Origin of the sequence: Phyllobacterium sp. (assembly GCF_037994405.1) — a bacterium.
GTDB lineage: Bacteria > Pseudomonadota > Alphaproteobacteria > Rhizobiales > Rhizobiaceae > Phyllobacterium.
The window spans coordinates 25580-44851 of sequence record NZ_JBBNAN010000081.1 but is presented as its reverse complement, the minus strand read 5'-3'; the positions used below and the strand labels follow the sequence as shown (position 1 = coordinate 44851).

Below are 19272 nucleotides of genomic sequence, written 5' to 3'. Positions count from 1 at the left end.
ATCTCAAGCCGTTCAAATGCTTCAATGCCCTGGAGGGCTTGAACCCACGGCTCGAATATTTCGATGCGGCAGATCGGGCCATCATGCCTGCCCTGGCGTGGGCACGTAAGGCGCGATGTCCATGGGGTAAAAATTCGCCCGATGAACGTCAGAGCCGCATCATTGATGTCGGGCGTTGCAACAGCAACTTCGTTCTCACGCATTTCATTTTCGCGAACCATGCCTGTCCTCCGCACCGTTCAATATATTCCTACAAATATAACACTGGCTATCCGGCGTCTGGCGATATATTCAGAAAAATATTTTGAACGCCTGAACTGGAGAGTAAATATGGGAATTCATCCTCGCCAATGGACTAAAATGACTACTGCTGCGCTTGCTGCAGCGTGGCTTGGCACGTCGTTGGTCGTGACACCGGTACAGGCAGCAGAAAAGGTCACGGTCTTTGCGGCGGCCAGCCTCAAGAACGCGCTCGACGACACCACTGCCGCATGGCAGAAAGAGACCGGCAAGGAAGCGACGACCTCCTATGCAGCGAGCTCTGCTTTGGCGAAGCAGATCGAGTCGGGAGCGCCCGCCGATATCTTCATTTCTGCCGATCTCGACTGGATGGATTACGTTGCCAAGAAAAATTTGATCAAGGAGGACACGCGAAAGAATCTCCTCGGCAACCGGATTGTTCTCGTTGCTGCGAAAGACAAGGCAGAACCCGTGGAGATCAAAAAAGGCTTCGATCTTGCAAAGCTTCTCGGTGACGGCCGCCTCGCCATGGGGGCTGTGGATTCGGTTCCCGCAGGCAAGTACGGCAAGGCTGCGCTGGAATCACTTGGCACATGGTCCTCGGTGGAGAACAAGGTTGCCGGTGCCGAGAGCGTGCGCGCAGCTCTGCTGCTGGTGTCGCGCGGCGAAGCACCGTATGGGATTGTGTATCAGACCGACGCAGCGGCGGACAAAGAGGTCAAGATCGTCGGCACTTTCCCGGACGACAGCCACAAGCCGATCATCTATCCGATCGCAATTCTTGCCGAGAGCAAGAATGCCGATGCAGTGTCGCTGTTTGACTACATCAAATCAGACAAGGCCGTGCCATTCTTCGAAAAGCAAGGGTTCACTATACTCAAGTAATCATTTCGGCTCCCGGGGCCTGCGCCGCGGGAACCGCATCGATCAGGGCGGGGGCCTGACATTTTGGACTGGTTCTCACTGAGCAATGAAGAATGGACCGCCGTCCGTCTTACGCTGCGCATTGCATCTGTTGCGATGCTTGTCAGCCTGCCTTTCGGCATTCTCGCCGGCTGGGTGCTGGCGCGAGGGAAGTTCTGGGGCAAATCCATCCTCAATGGGCTGATCCATCTGCCACTCATCTTGCCGCCTGTCGTTACCGGTTTCATTCTTCTGCTTCTCTTCGGCAGGCGCGGTCCGATCGGCGCATTTCTCGCTGATTATCTTGGCATTGTCCTTTCGTTCCGCTGGACTGGTGCGGCACTTGCCTGCGGGGTAATGGGCTTTCCATTGATGGTCCGGAGCATAAGGCTTTCAATCGAGGCGGTGGACCGCAAACTCGAAGACGCTGCGGGTACTTTGGGTGCAAGCCCGCTGTGGGTCTTCGCCACGGTGACGCTTCCGTTGATCCTGCCTGGCATCATCGCCGGAATGATCCTTTCCTTTGCCAAGGCCATGGGAGAGTTTGGCGCGACCATTACATTCGTCTCCAATATCCCGGGAGAAACGCAGACATTGTCGGCGGCCATCTATACCTTTACGCAAGTGCCAGGTGGCGATGCGGCTGCGTTCAGGCTGACAATCATCTCAGTCATGATTTCCATGGTGGCCCTGACAGCATCGGAATTCATGGCCTATCTGGTCGGGCGCAGGGTGGATATCGAATGACGCTCGTTTTTGAATCGCGTCACACGCTCGGCAAATTTGTCCTCGACGCTGCCTTTACCTCCAATCGCGGAATCACGGCACTATTCGGCCGGTCTGGCTCCGGCAAGACCTCGATCATCCGCATCATCGCAGGTCTGACGCGGCCTGAGCAGGGGAAGGTCGTTTTCGACGGCGACGTGCTCGTGGATACGCAAAAGGGCATATTCGTGCCCAAGCACAGGCGCCGTTTTGCCACCGTGTTTCAGGAAGGGCGGTTGTTCCCGCACCTGACGGTGCAGCAAAATTTGAGTTATGGCCGTTGGTTCACGCCGAAGCCCGAGCGGTCGGACAATCTGTCGAAGATCGTCGACCTGCTTGGTATCGATGCGATTCTGGATCGGCGTCCAGACAAACTATCTGGCGGAGAAAAGCAGCGCGTTGCTATCGGCCGCGCCTTGTTGTCGTCACCGCGTCTGCTGCTCATGGACGAACCGCTCGCCGCGCTTGATGAAGCGCGCAAGATGGAAATACTTCCCTATCTCGAAGTCCTGCGCGACGAGTTTGATATTCCAATTATCTACGTCAGCCATTCGGTTGCGGAAGTAGCGCGGCTTGCGGATCGGGTCATCGTCATGAGTGATGGAACAGTAACGATGGCAGGATCTGCCGCGGACATTTTGAGCGCTCCCTTTCTCTCGATCACATCGGATCGAAGGGAGGCCGGCTCGCTGATCGAGGGCAGGGTAGAGAATTACGACGCTAGGTACCGCCTGGCGACCATCGGATTCAAGACATCGCGGATTTATGTTTCAGGTACCGAAATTGCCGCAGGCCGTGCGGTTCGCGTTCATATCCTTGCAAAGGATGTCATGTTGTCGACCGTTCGGCCCGAGCAGTTGAGCGCACTCAATGTTCTTGAGGGAACAATCAATGCCATCAGTTTTGACGAGACGGGAACGGTTGACGTACAGGTGGATTGCCAGGGAACACCGGTTCTGGCGCGCATCACCGAATTGTCCTACCACCGGCTTGGTCTCCAGCGCGCATTACCTGTCTTTGCTATCATCAAAACGGTTGCACTGGAGCCCTATTGATCGCCCGCGGCTGGTTTGTTGCGATTGGCGTGCAGCCATTCGATATCGTCTGCGACCGCTTCATTCAGCTTGTTTTCCATGGAGCGAAACCGGTTCAGCAGTTCTTCGCCGAATTCTGTCACGACCGCACCACCACCCAGCTTGCCGCCGCGTTGGGAGTCGACTACGGCATGCGAAAACATACTGTTCATAGCGCTGACCAGTAGCCATGCCCTACGATAAGACATGTCCATAGCGCGGCCGGCAGCTGAAATGGAACCCGTTGCACGGATATGTTCCAGCAGTTGCATCTTGCCGCGGCCTATCCTTGCCTTGTTCGGAAAATCAATGCGAAGAACCGTTTTCAAATCACTTCTTGCCGATGAACCCATTGTCATGACCGTACTATTGGAATGTCACACTCATCTATAGCAAGCCTGCTACTTATGTACATCGCAACAGTCTGCAGACGTCCGCTGCGAGTGCCTCGCGCGTAAATTCTCCGCTTGCAAGTTTTTCTTGGCACCTGTCAGGCTTTTTTTCGCAATGTGGCATGTCTATATTCGCACAATGCGGCAGGAAATATTTCTTGGGCAATAGGGGAAGAGTTAAATGGCCAGTCTGCAGAATTTTGATACCGAAATCGAAAAAACCCGGACGATGGTAAATGAGATGCGGACAAGAATCGATCAGTCCAGTGTTGTTCTTGATAAATTCGCCAAGACCGACGAGAAGATTGGCGCTTCGGATTTCGATATTGAGAATGCGCGCATCGAAGATGTGCTGCGCCAGCAAAAGGTGATGGAAGGCAATATTGCCGAATTGATCATCGGGCTCGAGGACGCCACCAATGTGTTCGGCTCGGAATTCGAAAGCATGAAGGGATTCTCCGGGTGGGAAAAGTTCGTCGGTGTCTTCTCGAAGCAAAAGGCGCAGCGCCTGCGTTCAGAGCGCGTACGCAACATGTCGCTTGCCGGCAACCTGCAGGAACTCCTTTCCAAATCGGATCGCATTGTCGGTATTTTGAAGGAACAGAAGGCCGTTCTCGACGAGCGGTATAAAACATCCGAGACAAGCCTTGCCACGGTGATCGAGCGCCGCAAGACGACCATCGCCAACCTCGAAGCCACGCAGAAGCGCATTGAAGAGCTCAATCCTTTGCTGCTTGATATCGAAAACCGCATAGCGGCCTCAACCGATCAGGGCACGCGCACTGAGCTTGAAGGGGAGCGGTCGAAACTTGCGACGGAATATAATGAGCGCCAGGCCAAGGAGCAGGAGCTTCTTGCCGAGAGCCAGACGCTGGAACGCTACACCTCCATGTTCCAGACATTCGTCGATTCACTCAACAATCAGATCGCGGCGCAAAGTACGCTGATCAACAAGCTTGCCATCGATACCGAACAGCGCATCGTGCTCTACAAGGCGCTGGAAGATTCGTTGAAGACTGCAGCGCAGCAGGATGTGGCGCACAAGATCAACACACTTGGCAGCAAGGTCGATACGGCGGCGGAAGAGACGATGGCCGGTGTCGGTGCGGCGGCGCAAAAGCACATTGGCGATCTTCTCGAAATGCATGAGAAGAATATGGTCAGTTCGCAGGATATCCAGCGCCGCAAGAAGCTGGCGGACGATGCCTTCTCGCGCCGGTTCTCCGAGGTGCTAAAAAAGCATAATTCCGCCAATTACGTTCAGGGCTAATCCATGAACAGCAATGCGGATATCGCAGCAGCGGAGCGCTATTTTGGCGCTATCCGCGCCGCGCTGGACGGGCTGGAAATCTTTCTGAACAACCAGGGATCACCGCTCTACAAGCATGATCTGGTTGCTCAGACCGTTTCGGAATATCTGCAGCGGCTCGATGCTTCGTTCGAGTGCTGGCGGAACCGGCTGGGTTTTGCCGAGCGCTTTCGTATATCGAAAGCGGAAAGCGGGTTCCCGGTTTTCCAGAATGTGCTTGAGCTTGAGAACGACAAAAGGGATGCGATGGAGGGGCTTGCCGCCATTCCGCCAGCGGAGGCGCTGCGAAGTGAAATGGCGGATTTCATTTTGCGCAACCGCGAATTTCCGCGTGACCTGCAAAGGTCGATGGCCGAGCGAATTTACCTCGAGACTGTCAATCAGGGCGAGGTTTTCTCGCCCTTCCTCCTGCCAACAACAATCCGGGTCTCTGTCAATCCAAAAACCATGCGGCCATTCTACGTGGTGCATTGGGGCGCATTCGACGGGGTGTCCAACCTGCCATTGATCTACATGGCGGTCATTGAGGATTCGTCCGAAGACATGGTGGAGACGCTGGTCGACAGGGATGGAAAGCTCAATTCGAAGGTGCGGATTCCACTTCCGGTCGGCGGACTGCTCAATCCGGATCTAGCGCGCCGCTTTGACGATTTTGCCGCGAAGAATTCCGCCTATTCGCTGTCGCCGGTTACGATCGCGACGAGCCTCGATCAAGATTTCCCAGAACTCCACCCGAAGCAGCTGCGCCGCGTTGTGCTTGGACCATTTTATACGGCCGGGATTACAGAACATAATCAGAAGGTCGCCGATGTGCTGCAACGTGTACGCAAGCAGGAGGATGCCTGGCTTTTGACCTGGACCTTGCAAGAGGTCTTCTCCAAGGCGGAAAAGCCGGGCAAGCGCGGCCTATGGTCGTCGGAACCCGCACGTGAGGAATTTCATATCAATACCGACGATCTCGAAGCGGCACGCCAAGGCGTCAGCCACTATGAGCGGCACGCGCTGGTGCCGCATGAGGCCTATCAGGCGCTCTATGCCTCCGGTGAGGCAGCGGGTATTTTTAAGGGCTTTGAGACGCATATCCTGTCCAATGGCCAGGTGATCAGCGGCATTTGAGGAGGAAACGAGTATGGATGTCGGTCTGACCACAATTGAGGAAAAGGACATTGCCAAACATCTCGCCGTTGCACAGGCATTGGTGACGCGTTTCGTTTCCCTGGATAGCGGCGAGACCAAGTCCGGCACCGAGATTGCCGGCACGGGCCGCCGATTTGTCTCGACGGTCTCCACTGGGGGATTGCGCAAGACGCGCGAGGTCGAGCTTGCCAAGACGATACAGTCGGTGCGGCCCGACGATCAAATGCTGTCGATCGCCCAGCATACATTGCTGTTCCGTGCCCGGCGCGGGATTACCATTGCGCTGGCTGTGGCAGATGTCTTCGGGCGTCAGAGCTATCTCGAGAGCTTGATGGTGCGCAATGCGTCGGCGCCGTTGCAGGGTGAAGACGCCAGCCATTTCAAACGGCTCCTGTCCGCGGCTTCCTATGTTAGCGCGTTTGCGCTCGCAGCCTACCTCGCACAATTGATCGAGACGGACTCCGAGCCAGCCAATGATATCTCGGCGCCGGAATTCGTCTTCGATACGGCGCAGGATGCGCTGAAATCCGTGATTGCCGGGCTCGACCGGGCGATTTCCGGTTCGAGTGACGAACAGGTGATGCTGTCACGTGCCAAGGCCTATTCGGCGCTGGCGATTGAAGGATTGTTGCAACGCAAGGGCAGATTCGATGGGCTCGGCAGTTTCGAGGACACGCATCTGCGCCTCGACAGCGACGACTTCACGCTGGACGGATTCGACGTTGCGCCCTCGAAGAAGCGCACACCACTGGTGATGACCTTCAAGAAGCCGAACGAAGTCGTCGGCAATCACATCGCCAAATTTCAGGCGCTGAAGCTTTCCAAAATGTTGATGGCCTATGATTTCGACCGGCAGCTCAACCCCTTTGTGGAGCTAGGCGGGTTCCTCTTCACATTTATCGGCGATGGTGCGCCGGGCACGGGTAAGACCACGCTGATCCAGATGATTGCGGGCCTGGTCAATGATTACTGCCAGGTGTCGGGCTATGCCTTCCACTATGAGAATTTCGGCGTGGATCAGATATCGTCCTACCAGGGCAAGTCAGGGCAAAACTGCAAGCAGTTCGTGACCAATGTGCTTAACCCGCGCGTGATCGGCTTCGGAACGGTCGACGACATCGATCAAGTGGCGGCAAAGCGTTCCGACGATCGTGCGTCATCGGGTCAGCATGAAATCACCGGCGTATTGATGGAGGCGTTTTCCGGCGCATCGACTGTCGTGCGCGGTAATTGCTCGTTCGGAATGTTCTCCAACTATCCGGAAAATGTCGATGACGCTCTGCGGCAACGGGCAGGCGCGCGCTGGCTGGTAAATGGCCCGCAGACACGCGACGATTACATCGATATTTTTGCCTTGCTGGCGGGCAAGAACCACAAAATCCCGCTCGGCGATCACAAGCTTTTCGAAGCTCAGCAAATTGAACGGGCGGTGGAGACCGCTTACGAGGAGTTGTCGAAGCCGCAGGAGGATGGGCTGAAAGCAGTCTATGACCGTTTCATCAAGGAGAATGGCGAACCGGAAACACTGGCCGATATCGGCGCCTATCTGCACATGATCAAGGAACGCGAGCCGCGCTTTACCGGCCGTGCCATCAAGAATGTCACCGATGCGATCAAGATGCGGGCCATGGATGTGGAACTGCCGGATGAATGGTTCGAAAACCCCGAAACCTTCATGCACAAGAGCTATGATGACAAGAAGGCGATGATCGAGGAGCTGCGCAAACCATTCACGATGGAGATGGTGCTGCAGGAGACCAACCGATACGCGGATTCGGAATTCCGTTATGCCGACAAATCCGATGATGCGGCGGTGGAGAAAATGATCCGCGATGCGCGGCTGCGGGAGCGGGCGGTGCGGGAAGTAGAGGCGCTGAAGGCCAAGGGGCAGTGGGACGTCTGATGGACCTTCTCTACGCGAACGAGCTGATCTATGGACGCTTGCTGACGGTGGACCAGCCGCATCTGATCGAGCGCTATAACCGGGCGCTGAAGTCCTTTGGTTTTCCGGCAACCAAGCTCAAGGAATTCAACATCGACAGGACCGGCTTTTCGCCGGAAATAGCCAAGGAGCTGAAGGACCCGTCCTATCTGGATCCGAACGGCGTCAACCGGCGGTTCATTATTCTTACACCGGCGCAGGCCGACCTGCCGGTTGTGCACACGCAATTCTCCAATACATCGCAGCTGATGTACGAGTTTTTCACCAGCAATTCGCGGGCCATCAATGCGCTGACAATCAAGGATGTGCTCTACGGCGAGATCGAGGATTCCGTCTCCGTCGTCAACGATATCGAGGATCTTTTGTCAATCAACCAGGTGGAATTCCGGGTTCTTTCGGCAGAGAACGTCATGGGGCAGGCGGCCGAATTGCGGCTGTTGGTCGACCGGCTGCAGGACGAGCCGGACGCCTGGCGCAACAATGAACTGCTCAACCGCATGGTGGAACTCGCCAAGGTCACCGGCGATATCCGCGAGAATTCCCTGGTGCCGGACAAGGTGGTGTTCCGGCATCGGGCCTTCTGGACCAGCCATTTTGGCGGTACCTTCATCTTCGTCGACGACAATACGACTACGGTCATCGGCGACCCGTCAGCACCTGGCTTCCGGCGCTCGCGTCCGTGGCAGGTCAACTATATCTCCATCAAAGATGCCGAACAGGTCTTCCAGTTCCTCGCCTCCACCGCGCGCATCGAATTGCCGCGCGCCTCATGGATCGAACAATCCGGCTATCTCGAAAATCGCGGCGAGATGATCATCCGCCATCTGATCCAGACATTGGAGCCTGAACGGGACCTGACCAATATCGACCGCATCTGGCTGCAGACATGGATCCATGCCAATGCGACGCTGATCAACCATGATGGCACTTGGCCATTCCTGAATGCGGTCAAGCGCGAGATCGGCCAGACCGGGCAGCTCAACATGGCCGAGATCGATCCAAAGCGCCGCTTCCTCGTCGTCCGCGCGCTGCCACGCCACCCGGATGCCTGGCTGGTCAATCATCTAATCAGCGATTTCGTGCCGTGGGATTTCCTATCGCGTTACGTCTTCAATAAGCCAGGGTTCTACACGGACTATCAGGGCTGGAGCCCTTCCTATCAACAACACGTTGTCGATATTCTCAAAACAACCTATCTGAGTGACAAGGAAGGGCTGCGCAATCGGCTCTATGGACTTGAACAATAACAAGGAAACAGAATGCTCGAGCCCGTGATCAATTTCTTCAGCCGAATTTTCTATTACATTGGACGCGGTATCGGCTTCGTCATCGGAATCCTGCTTTGGCCATTTATGTGGCTCGGAAGCTGGTACGGACAGCGCGGCATTGTCCTCAAGGCCGTGCTCGGTGTCGCTGTGCTGGTCTGGCTGGGCCTCTACGGGTATTTCTTCTACAACACGCAGGTCTGGAAAAATTTCAATCCCGACTATATTTCAACCTACGATTTCAAGGGCCGCAATGTCCCGGCGGGTGAGCCCGTGGCCGCGCAGGTATCCGGGACACCGGCGAAAAGCTGTGCGCGTTCGGCCATCGTCGAGGTCACGGCGGATCTGACGGACTTCAACGTCAATCAGAATGCGTGGATTTCCTCCATGCTCCTCTACAAGCTCGGCTTCTTCGGCATGTCGTGGGATGACACCCCCTTCCTCGACAACAAGGCTTCGTTCCAGCGCGGCATCAATTCCGCTGTAAGGCGTACGGCCGTGGAGCTTGTCGATACGCTAGGCCGTGTTCGCGGTACCTCACAGATCGATGGCGATCTGCAGAAGGCGCGCGGTAATCTGCAGTTCACCGAGGATGCCTGGTATTTCGGCCTCAACCCGTTTGGTCCGAAGACACCCACGCCAAGCTATTACCGCTCGGCTGTGAGAGATCTGCGGACGTTCAACTCCAAGCTTGAAAATTGCAACGCCATCTTCGATGCGCGCGCTGACAATCTCATCCAGTTCATCGACCGTATCGCCAATGATATCGGCGCGACCTCGGCCATTCTGAAAGATCGCTCCGAGAACAATAATTACGGCTGGTTCGATACCCGTGCGGATGACCGGTTCTGGTTCGCTTACGGCCAACTCTATGCCTATTACGGCCTGATGAACGCGGCGCAGGTCGATTTCAATCAGGTCCTGCAGGAAAAGCACCTGACACCACTTTGGGACGGTATGGACGGCCAGCTTCGCTCGGCGCTGAACATCAAGCCGTGGATCATCGCCAATGGCAGCGAGGGTGGCTGGCTGCTACCGAACCACCTGACAACGATGGGATTCTATATTTTGCGCGTGCGGTCGAACCTGATCGACATCAAGCAGGTCCTGCAGCAATAATGGACTTGGGTTCGCAAAATACTATATTCGGTCCTGGAGTAGGCCGAGCTTTGGCCCACCCTCTTTCCTGGAATGTGAGTTGGACCCGGAACACGACTTGCCAGCCTGTCCGGGTTTTTCTTGAAAACCATTCCAATTGCCTAGCGGGTGCCGCTTATCTCTCCCCTTGCGGGAGAGATAAGCGATTTCAGCATCTTGGCTTCTTAGCCAAGTGCTAGAAATCGCAAGACAGGGGATTTGCAACCAGTACTTTATCCCCTCTGTTGGATTTTCCAAGGATTTAGCAAAGGGCTAAATCCAGGAAAATCCTTTCTCCACCACAAGGGGGAGATGCGGGCTCAAACCGGCAGGGCGGAGGTTTCCTTCACCTCTTCCATGACCGCATAGGTGTGGGATTCGCGCACGCCGGGGAGGGACAGCAGCGCATCCGAGAGAAAGCGCCGGTAGTGCTCCATGTCGGCGACGCGTGCCTTGATAAGATAATCGAAACCACCAGCGACCATGTGACATTCCATCACGTCTGGATTCCGGCGCGTGGCGGCGGCAAAGGTCGCAAAAACGTCCGGCGTAGTGCGATCAAGCTTGATCTCGACAAACACCAGCATTGCACGATCGAGTTTTTTGGGCGACAATTTTGCCGTGTATCCGAGTATATAGCCATCACGGGTCAGGCGCTTGACGCGCTCAGTCGTGGCGGTCTGAGACAGGCTGATACGTTCGGAAAGTTCCGTGTTGGAGAGGCGTCCGTCCTTTTGCAGCTCGCGCAAAATCCTGCGATCGAGACTGTCCAGATTCTTCATCACTAAATTGTTTCCCATTTTTAGTTTTTTGCACCAATTCACTCACATTCATTGGTGAGAATAACCACGTGGAATAGATTATATGGGAAAAATCAATAAGGGGAAGCCTGATGACCGTTCAATTGCCAACGACCAATGATTTTTCTGCACCGTATGCCGTCGACGACCAGCAATTGGTGGCATCGCTGCTGAAGACGATTACGCTTGCGGAAGACGTGAACCGTCGTATCGATGCACGCGCCAGCAAGTATATTGCGACGATCCGCAAGGAAGCGAGCGGTATTGGCGGTGTTGAGGATTTCCTGCGTGAATATGGACTATCGACCCGCGAAGGCCTGGCGCTGATGGTACTGGCCGAAGCCCTCCTTCGGGTGCCGGATGCCGCAACGCAGGACAAGCTGATCGAGGACAAGCTGAAGCAGGGCCACTGGTCAGAGCATGAGCCGAGCGGCGACACATGGTTTGTATCCGCGTCCGCCTGGGCACTCGGCCTCTCGGCAAAGGTCATCAAGCCGGGCGAAACGCCGGAAGGTGTAATCTCCTCGCTGGTCAAGCGCATCGGGTTGCCGACCGTGCGAACAGCGACGAAGCAGGCCATGCGCTACCTCGGTCATCATTTCGTGCTTGGTGAGACGATCAAGGACGCGTTGAAACGCGCCAGCGCCAACGAGGCAAAAGGCTATCGTCACTCCTTCGATATGCTGGGCGAGGGCGCCCGGACGCGCAAGGATGCGCGCGGCTATTTCAAATCCTATTCGGATGCGATCGACGCTATCGGGCGTGCCACTGGTAACAAGAAGTTGCCGGATCGTATGGGCATTTCGGTCAAGCTCTCGGCATTGCACCCGCGCTACCTCGCGACCCACCACGACCAGGTCATGGCGGAACTGGTGCCGGACCTTCTGGCTCTGGCGCAGAAGGCGAAATCCTATGATCTCAATTTTACCGTCGATGCCGAAGAAGCCGACCGGCTGGAACTTTCCCTGGACGTGATCGACCGGGTGTTTGCTGATCCTTCGCTCGATGGCTGGGATGGGTTCGGCCTCGCGATCCAGGCCTATCAGAAGCGTGCGCTTGACGTTATCGATCACATCGACCGGCTGGCAGGACGCCACAACCGCAAAATGATGGTCCGCCTGGTCAAGGGCGCCTATTGGGACACTGAGGTGAAGCGCGCACAGGAACGCGGTTTGGCCGACTATCCGGTTTTCACCCGCAAGCCGGCAACCGATGCATCCTATCTTGCTTGCGCAAAGCGCATGCTCGACGCGCGGCCGCGGATTTTCCCGCAATTTGCCACACACAATGCGCTGACGGTTGCGATGATCCTGGAGATGGCGGGAGCCGACAAGAGCGGTTTCGAATTCCAGCGGCTGCATGGCATGGGCGAGAGCCTCTACAAGCAGATCACCGAGAAGGGCGACAAGATTGCCTGCCGCATCTATGCGCCGGTTGGCGGTTATCGCGATTTGCTAGCCTATCTGGTGCGCCGCCTCCTCGAAAACGGTGCGAATTCTTCCTTTGTTTCGGTTGTAGGCGATAACGATATCCCGATTGCCGACCTGTTGATCCGCCCAGCTGAAAAGTTGAACGATGGCAAGGGCTACCGGCATCCGCATATTCCGCTGCCCTCAAAGATCTACGGTAAGCGTACCAACTCTGCTGGTGTTGAGCTTGGCGACCGCAAGGAATTGGCTTCCCTGCTGAAGGGTATTGCCAAGGCCTCCCGCGGCGTCAATGCTCTTCCGTTGATAGAGGGTGTCAAGGCTGGAGGCAAAGCCCAGAATGTGATCTCACCAGTCAATGGGTCGACGACGGTCGGTACCGTTGTCTTTGCCACTGCCGATGAGGCCGCAAAGGCCGTCGGCATTGCCCGCAGCGGTTTCGCTTCATGGTCGCGGGTGCCGGTGGAAGCGCGGGCCAAGGCGCTGGAAAGGGCTGCCGACCTTCTGGAAGACAATCGCAATCAGCTTCTCGATCTCCTCTCGCGCGAGGCCGGCAAGACCATTGACGACGGTATTGCCGAAATCCGCGAGGCAGTGGATTTCTGCCGCTATTACGCCGCTGAAGCACGCCGCCAGTTTGGCGTCGACAAGGTCATGCCGGGGCCGACGGGTGAAGACAACAAGCTGCGGCATCGCGGGCGCGGCGCCTTCGTCTGCATCAGCCCATGGAACTTTCCCCTTGCGATCTTCCTGGGGCAGATAACGGCAGCCCTTGCCGCGGGCAATACAGTTGTTGCCAAGCCTGCAGAACAGACCCCGCTGATCGCCTATGAGGCAATCCGCATCCTGCACGAGGCGGGTGTGCCGAAAGACGCTGTGCTCTACGTTCCTGGTGATGGTTCTGTTGGCGCAGCGCTGACCTCGCATACGGAGATTGCGGGTGTTGCCTTTACCGGTTCGACGGATACGGCCTGGGCAATCAACCGCACGCTGGCGGCGAAGAAGGGTCCGATCGTTCCACTGATTGCCGAGACCGGTGGGCTCAACGCCATGATTGTCGACGCGACGGCGCTGTCAGAGCAGGTCGCGGACGACGTGGTCATGTCGGCGTTCCGCTCGGCCGGCCAGCGTTGCTCGGCTCTGCGTATTCTTTATCTGCAGGAGGATATCGCCGACAACATGCTCGAGATGATCGAGGGCGCGGCAAAGGAACTGACGCTTGGCGATCCGTCGCTGCCATCGACCGATATTGGGCCGATCATCGATCAGGCGCAGCGTGACATGCTGTCGAACCACATTGCGGCGATGCGCAAGAGCCAGAAAGTTCGTTACGCTGGCGTGGCGCCGAAGGATGGCTTGTTCTTTGCGCCGCACATCGTCGAGCTCGACCGCCCGGAAGAGCTGGAACGCGAAGTCTTTGGTCCCGTGCTGCATGTGGTCCGATGGAGGGCCAAGGATCTGGACAAGGTGCTCGACCAAATCGCTTCGACCGGATACGGCCTGACCTTCGGCCTGCATACGCGCATCGAAGCGACAGTCACCAAGGTCATCGACCGGCTCGATATTGGCAATGTCTACGTCAATCGCAATACGATCGGCGCGGTCGTTGGGACGCAACCTTTCGGTGGCTCTGGCCTTTCAGGCACCGGGCCAAAGGCAGGCGGTCCGGCTTATCTGGCGCGCTTTGCGCTGGAACAGGTGGTTTCTGTCAACACAGCCGCCGCTGGTGGTAATGCGAGCCTCATTGCAATGGGCGAGTGAGAGTTACTAGAGCTGCAATTGGGGATAGTCAGTTCGGGCTATCCTCATTTCGCTCATAGAATGCTATTTGACGTACTTCCGATATGAGGGGACTGTCGATGGCTGTCGTCAAATCCGATATTGAGATTGCGCGCTCTGCAGCGAAAAAACCTGTGCTCGAAATCGGCGCGAAGATCGGCATACCGCCCGAACACCTTGCCCCCTATGGATATGACAAAGCCAAGCTTTCAGCGGAGTTCATCCGTTCAAAGCGTGACGCTAGGGACGGCAAGCTTATCCTCGTGACCGCTGTCAGTCCGACGCCGGCTGGCGAGGGCAAGACCACTACGACAGTTGGGCTCGGGGACGGGCTCAACCGTATCGGCAAGAAGACAATCGTCTGCATACGTGAAGCTTCGCTCGGCCCCTGTTTCGGCACCAAGGGTGGCGCTGCGGGCGGCGGTTATGCGCAGGTCATTCCAATGGAAGATATCAACCTGCATTTCACCGGCGATTTCCATGCGGTCACCGCCGCGCACAATCTGCTCGCGGCGATGATCGACAATCATGTCTATTGGGGTAATGAGCTCAATCTCGACACACGCAGAGTAACGTGGCGGCGAGTTATGGACATGAATGACCGGGCCTTGCGCGACATTGCCTCATCGCTTGGTGGCGTCGCCAATGGATTCCCGCGGGAATCGGGCTTCGATATCACCGTCGCCTCGGAGGTTATGGCGATCCTGTGTTTGGCTATTGACCTCAAGGATCTGGAACAGCGGCTCGGTGAAATTATCATCGGCTACCGCTTCAACAAGACGCCCGTCTATGCCCGCGATCTGAAGGCAGACAAGGCAATGGCCGTGTTGCTCAAGGATGCGATGCAGCCCAATCTGGTACAGACGCTGGAAAACAATCCGGCCTTCGTCCACGGCGGTCCCTTCGCCAACATCGCGCATGGGTGCAATTCAGTCGTTGCCACAACGACAGCGCTGAAGCTGGGTGACTATGTCGTGACGGAAGCGGGCTTCGGTGCCGATCTTGGTGCTGAAAAATTCTTCGATATCAAATGCCGCAAGGCGGGGCTGAAGCCGGCAGCAGCTGTCATTGTTGCCACGGTGCGCGCCATGAAGATGCATGGTGGGGTAGCAAAGGAAGATCTCGGCCAGGAGAACATTGCCGCCGTTAAGGCGGGCTGCGCCAATCTTGGCCGGCATATGGAAAACGTCCGGCAGTTCGGCGTGCCGGTCGTCGTTGCGATCAATCATTTCACTGCAGATACAGAGGTAGAAATCGCAGCATTGAAGGCCTTTGTTGCGGCGCATGGTGCTGAAGCCATTCTTTGCAAGCATTGGGCGCAGGGTTCAGCGGGCATCGAAGAGCTAGCGCATAAGGTTGTTGCCCTGGCTGAAAGCGGCTCAGCGCAGTTTTCCCCGCTCTATGAAGATGAATTGTCGCTGTTCGACAAAATCGAGACGATCGTCAAGCGCATCTATCGCGGGGCAGAAGCAGACGCCGATGCAAGCGTGCGCGAGCAATTGCGGCAGTGGGAGGAGGCCGGATATGGCAATCTTCCCGTGTGCATGGCAAAGACCCAATATTCATTCTCGACCAACCCGCATTTGCGCGGTGCGCCGGTCAATCATGTCGTGCATGTACGGGAAGTGCGTCTGTCCGCCGGGGCAGGGTTCATCGTTGCAATCTGCGGTGAGATCATGACCATGCCTGGACTGCCGAAATCGCCGTCCGCCGAGCGAATTCACCTCAACGGCGATGGCTTGATCGAAGGCCTTTTCTGAGCGTAGAGCCGACGCTTCATTTTTGCTGTTGCAAGCGGCGTCGCATGCCGCTAACAATCACCGCCATGAACACGCGCATTCTTACAAATGGCTGGTGGTGGGCTCGCTGATAGCGGCCACGCAGCCTTTTGCATGTTTGTGAAAAGGGAACAGGGCCGCAACGGGTTTTCCGGGCGGCCTTTTTGTTTGACCGCCGGAAGCCCTCAAGGCCAGATGCAACGAATTGGAGATGAACATGCATAGAATTGAGGGCGACGTGGAAATATTCGACACCGCAGGTGGTGTCACGATTTCCCGGTCACGCATTGCGACGGCCTATGCCAGTGCGATTGATAGTTACGTGGATGCACTGGATGAGCGGCGCGGCGCGGTATTCTCGTCAAACTACGAGTATCCGGGCCGGTATACGCGCTGGGATACGGCGATCGTCGACCCGCCGGTTGTCATCACCTCCAATGGCCGTCACATGATCATCGAGGCACTGAACAAGCGCGGCGAGGTTTTGCTTGCACCCATCAAGAAGGCCATCGCCGCGCTTGACGAAGTGTCTGTTACCAATGCGAGCGCACTCAAGCTGGAACTCGAGATTGCCCTGCCGAGCCGCCCATTGACGGAAGAAGAACGCTCGCGCGTACCGTCGGTGTTTACGGTCCTCCGCGCCATTGTCGCTCTGTTCTTCACGGAGGATGATGCCAATCTCGGTCTTTACGGCGCGTTCGGTTATGACCTGGCGTTCCAGTTCGATCCAATCCAGTACAAATTGAAGCGGCCGGATGATCAGCGCGATATCGTGCTTTATTTGCCCGACGAAATTCTCGTCGTTGATCACCATGCGGCCAAGGCATGGCTCGATCGCTACGAATATGCTTTTGAAGGTGCTTCGACAGAAGGCCTGCCGCGTGACACGGCGGCGGAACCCTTCAAGCCGACGGACGCAATTCCCGGTCGTGGCGATCACAATCCCGGTGACTATGCAGAGCTGGTCAAGAAGGCAAAAGACAGCTTCAAGCGCGGTGATCTTTTCGAAGTGGTGCCCGGCCAGACATTTTATGAGCGCTGCGAAACCAAGCCATCGGTGATTTCGCGCCGCCTGAAGGCGATCAACCCGTCGCCTTACTCGTTCTACATCAATCTCGGCGAAAACGAATATCTGGTAGGCGCCTCACCGGAAATGTTCGTCCGCGTGGTTGGCCGCCGCATCGAAACATGCCCGATTTCCGGTACGATCAAGCGCGGCGAAGACGCGATCGCCGATAGTGAGCAGATCATCAAACTGCTGAATTCTAAGAAGGACGAGTCCGAACTCACCATGTGCTCGGATGTTGACCGCAACGACAAGAGCCGCGTTTGCGAGCCGGGTTCAGTCAGGGTTATCGGACGCCGCCAGATCGAGATGTATTCCCGCCTGATTCACACGGTCGACCACATCGAGGGACGCTTGCGCGAAGACATGGACGCATTCGATGGCTTCCTGTCGCATGCCTGGGCCGTAACGGTCACCGGCGCACCGAAACTATGGGCCATGCGCTTCATTGAAGAGAACGAGCGGAGCCCGCGCGCCTGGTATGGTGGCGCGATCGGCATGGTCAATTTCAACGGCGACATGAACACGGGCCTGACCTTGCGTACGATCCGCATCAAGGACGGCATTGCGCAGGTACGCGCCGGTGCCACCCTGCTTTATGATTCAGTGCCGGAGGAAGAAGAGGCCGAGACCGAGCTCAAGGCTTCGGCGATGATTGCTGCCGTGCGTGATGCACACAAGACCAATATACCTCTGGAAGAGCGTGCGGTTGCCCGTGTCGGCGAGGGGTTGTCCATCCTTCTCGTCGACCATGAAGATTCCTTCGTCCATACGCTGGCGAATTATTTCCGCCAGACCGGGGCGACAGTCACTACGGTGCGTACGCCAGTACCAGAGGAGATCTTTGACCGCCTCAAGCCGGATCTCATCGTGCTTTCTCCTGGACCGGGCACGCCAGAGGATTTCGACTGCAAGGCAACGATCAAGAAGGCACGCAAACGCGAGCTGCCAATCTTTGGCGTCTGCCTCGGTTTGCAGGCACTGGCTGAAGCCTATGGCGGAACGCTACGCCAATTGCATGTACCGATGCATGGCAAGCCTTCGCGCATCCGGGTCACCAAGCAAGGCAAGATATTCTCCGGTCTGCCGAAGGAAGTAACTGTTGGCCGTTATCATTCGATCTTTGCCGATCCTGTTCGCTTGCCAGACGATTTCATTGTTACGGCGGAGACCGAAGATGGTGTCATCATGGCCTTCGAGCACAAGAGCGAGCCGATTGCCGCTGTACAATTCCATCCGGAATCGATCATGACACTCGGGCACAATGCTGGTATGCGCATGATCGAGAATGTCGTGGCGCATTTGCCGCGACGGGCAAAGGAACGAGCGGCTTAAGATGGCAGGAAACCCACCGGTTCAGCGGCTGGCGTTCTGGTCGATTTTCATCGGAATGACCGTGCTCGCCCTGAAATATGGTGCTTATTACGTCACCGGATCCGTCGCGCTCTATTCCGATGCACTGGAATCGATCGTCAATGTGGTCGCCGCGATGGCGGCCTGGTGGGCAATCCGCGTGAGCTACAAGCCCGCCGACCAGAATCACCCCTTCGGTCATCACAAGGCCGAGTATTTCTCGGCGGTGCTCGAGGGGGTACTGATCGTTGTGGCTGCGCTTTTGATCTTGCGTGAAGTGTGGCTTGCCTGGCAGACGCCCCGGACGCTGGAACAGCCATGGCTGGGTCTTGCCATTAATGGCGGCGCATCGATCATCAATGCGTTCTGGGCGTATTTGTTGATCAGCCGTGGACGCAGGCACAAATCCCCGGCATTGCAGGCCGACGGCAAGCACATCATGACCGATGTGGTCACATCTGCTGGCGTGTTCGCTGGCCTTGTCGGCGCGGTCTTGACTGGCTGGACAATCCTTGATCCGATCCTTGCCGTCATCGTGGCGCTGAATATCCTTTGGCAGGGCTGGAATGTTATCGGTAGTTCGGTGCAAGGCCTGATGGACGTAGGCGTGGCAACCGAAGAGACCATGCGCATTCGCGACGTCATTTCTGCCAATGCTGGTGGCGCTCTGGAGGTGCACGATCTGAAGACGCGCATTGCAGGCCGTATGACCTTCATCGAGTTTCATCTGGTGGTCGAAGCAAATATGAGCGTCGGCGATGCTCACATCATTTGCGATCGCATTGAAGAAGCCTTGATGAATGAGATTCCCGATGCCAGCGTGGTTATCCATGTTGAACCCGAGGACGAGGCAAAATTGCCGCTTGGCACAGTCGCAGTTCCTTTCGCCTGAGCATCCCATTTTGC

General features: G+C 56.5%; 14 protein-coding genes and 1 pseudogene. 12 read left to right on the top strand and 3 right to left on the bottom strand.

Annotation, left to right across the window (positions count from 1 at the left end; genetic code table 11):
- A pseudogene (locus AAAC48_RS04870) lies at window positions 1-221 on the bottom strand (tRNA (N6-threonylcarbamoyladenosine(37)-N6)-methyltransferase TrmO); the annotation flags it as partial.
- Window positions 222-330: 109 nt separating this feature from the next.
- Between AAAC48_RS04870 and modA the strand changes: the two are divergent.
- From modA to modC, 3 genes are all read left to right on the top strand, one after another.
- Window positions 331-1125 (top strand): molybdate ABC transporter substrate-binding protein, encoded by a 795-nt coding sequence (gene modA, locus AAAC48_RS04865; RefSeq protein WP_340653090.1) that lies wholly within the window; start codon window positions 331-333, stop codon window positions 1123-1125.
- A 63-nt stretch (window positions 1126-1188) separates the two neighbouring features.
- On the top strand, window positions 1189-1890 hold the full coding sequence (gene modB / locus AAAC48_RS04860; protein ID WP_340653089.1) for a molybdate ABC transporter permease subunit: 702 nt from the start codon (window positions 1189-1191) through the stop codon (window positions 1888-1890).
- The gene (gene modC, locus AAAC48_RS04855; RefSeq protein WP_340653088.1) at window positions 1887-2963 is read left to right on the top strand and encodes a molybdenum ABC transporter ATP-binding protein; all 1077 of its coding nucleotides are present in this window, start codon (window positions 1887-1889) and stop codon (window positions 2961-2963) included. Before modB ends, modC begins: the two co-directional genes overlap by 4 nt.
- On the opposite strand, the gene AAAC48_RS04850 is transcribed toward modC, so the two are convergent.
- Window positions 2957-3334 (bottom strand): winged helix-turn-helix domain-containing protein, encoded by a 378-nt coding sequence (locus tag AAAC48_RS04850; RefSeq protein ID WP_340653087.1) that lies wholly within the window; start codon window positions 3332-3334, stop codon window positions 2957-2959. The genes modC and AAAC48_RS04850 overlap by 7 nt on opposite strands.
- A 220-nt stretch (window positions 3335-3554) precedes the next feature.
- On the opposite strand from AAAC48_RS04850, the gene AAAC48_RS04845 reads away from it, so the two are divergent.
- Genes AAAC48_RS04845 through AAAC48_RS04825 form a run of 5 tightly spaced genes read left to right on the top strand, consistent with a single transcriptional unit; the run spans window position 3555 to window position 10145 of the window.
- The gene (locus AAAC48_RS04845) at window positions 3555-4643 is read left to right on the top strand and encodes a hypothetical protein (RefSeq protein WP_340653086.1); all 1089 of its coding nucleotides are present in this window, start codon (window positions 3555-3557) and stop codon (window positions 4641-4643) included.
- A gap of 3 nt (window positions 4644-4646) precedes the next feature.
- Window positions 4647-5798, top strand: coding sequence for a hypothetical protein (locus AAAC48_RS04840; RefSeq protein WP_340653085.1), 1152 nt, complete (start codon window positions 4647-4649; stop codon window positions 5796-5798).
- Window positions 5799-5811: 13 nt separating this feature from the next.
- Window positions 5812-7722: an AAA family ATPase gene (locus AAAC48_RS04835; RefSeq protein WP_340653084.1), complete on the top strand. Its 1911-nt coding sequence runs from the start codon at window positions 5812-5814 to the stop codon at window positions 7720-7722.
- A complete protein-coding gene (locus AAAC48_RS04830; protein WP_340653083.1) occupies window positions 7722-9008 on the top strand; it encodes a DUF6638 family protein in 1287 nt (428 codons plus the stop codon). The genes AAAC48_RS04835 and AAAC48_RS04830 overlap by 1 nt, the downstream gene beginning before the upstream one ends.
- Window positions 9009-9020: 12 nt before the next feature.
- A complete protein-coding gene (locus tag AAAC48_RS04825; RefSeq protein WP_340653082.1) occupies window positions 9021-10145 on the top strand; it encodes a DUF2333 family protein in 1125 nt (374 codons plus the stop codon).
- A 338-nt stretch (window positions 10146-10483) separates the two neighbouring features.
- Here AAAC48_RS04825 and AAAC48_RS04820 read toward each other — a convergent pair whose 3' ends face one another.
- A complete protein-coding gene (locus tag AAAC48_RS04820) occupies window positions 10484-10945 on the bottom strand; it encodes an Lrp/AsnC ligand binding domain-containing protein (protein WP_340653094.1) in 462 nt (153 codons plus the stop codon).
- Between the two features lie 110 nt (window positions 10946-11055).
- Here AAAC48_RS04820 and putA point away from each other — a divergent pair, with 110 nt between their 5' ends.
- The 4 genes from putA (at window position 11056) to AAAC48_RS04800 (ending at window position 19258) form a co-directional block, all read left to right on the top strand.
- Window positions 11056-14151, top strand: a complete 3096-nt coding sequence (gene putA / locus AAAC48_RS04815) for a bifunctional proline dehydrogenase/L-glutamate gamma-semialdehyde dehydrogenase PutA (protein WP_340653081.1) — start codon at window positions 11056-11058, stop codon at window positions 14149-14151.
- 98 nt (window positions 14152-14249) lie between these two features.
- A complete protein-coding gene (locus AAAC48_RS04810; RefSeq protein ID WP_340653080.1) occupies window positions 14250-15929 on the top strand; it encodes a formate--tetrahydrofolate ligase in 1680 nt (559 codons plus the stop codon).
- Between the two features lie 235 nt (window positions 15930-16164).
- Window positions 16165-18348, top strand: coding sequence for an anthranilate synthase (locus tag AAAC48_RS04805; RefSeq protein ID WP_340653079.1), 2184 nt, complete (start codon window positions 16165-16167; stop codon window positions 18346-18348).
- A 1-nt stretch (window position 18349) separates the two neighbouring features.
- Window positions 18350-19258 (top strand): cation diffusion facilitator family transporter, encoded by a 909-nt coding sequence (locus AAAC48_RS04800; protein WP_340653078.1) that lies wholly within the window; start codon window positions 18350-18352, stop codon window positions 19256-19258.
- The last annotated feature ends 14 nt before the right edge of the window (window positions 19259-19272 follow it).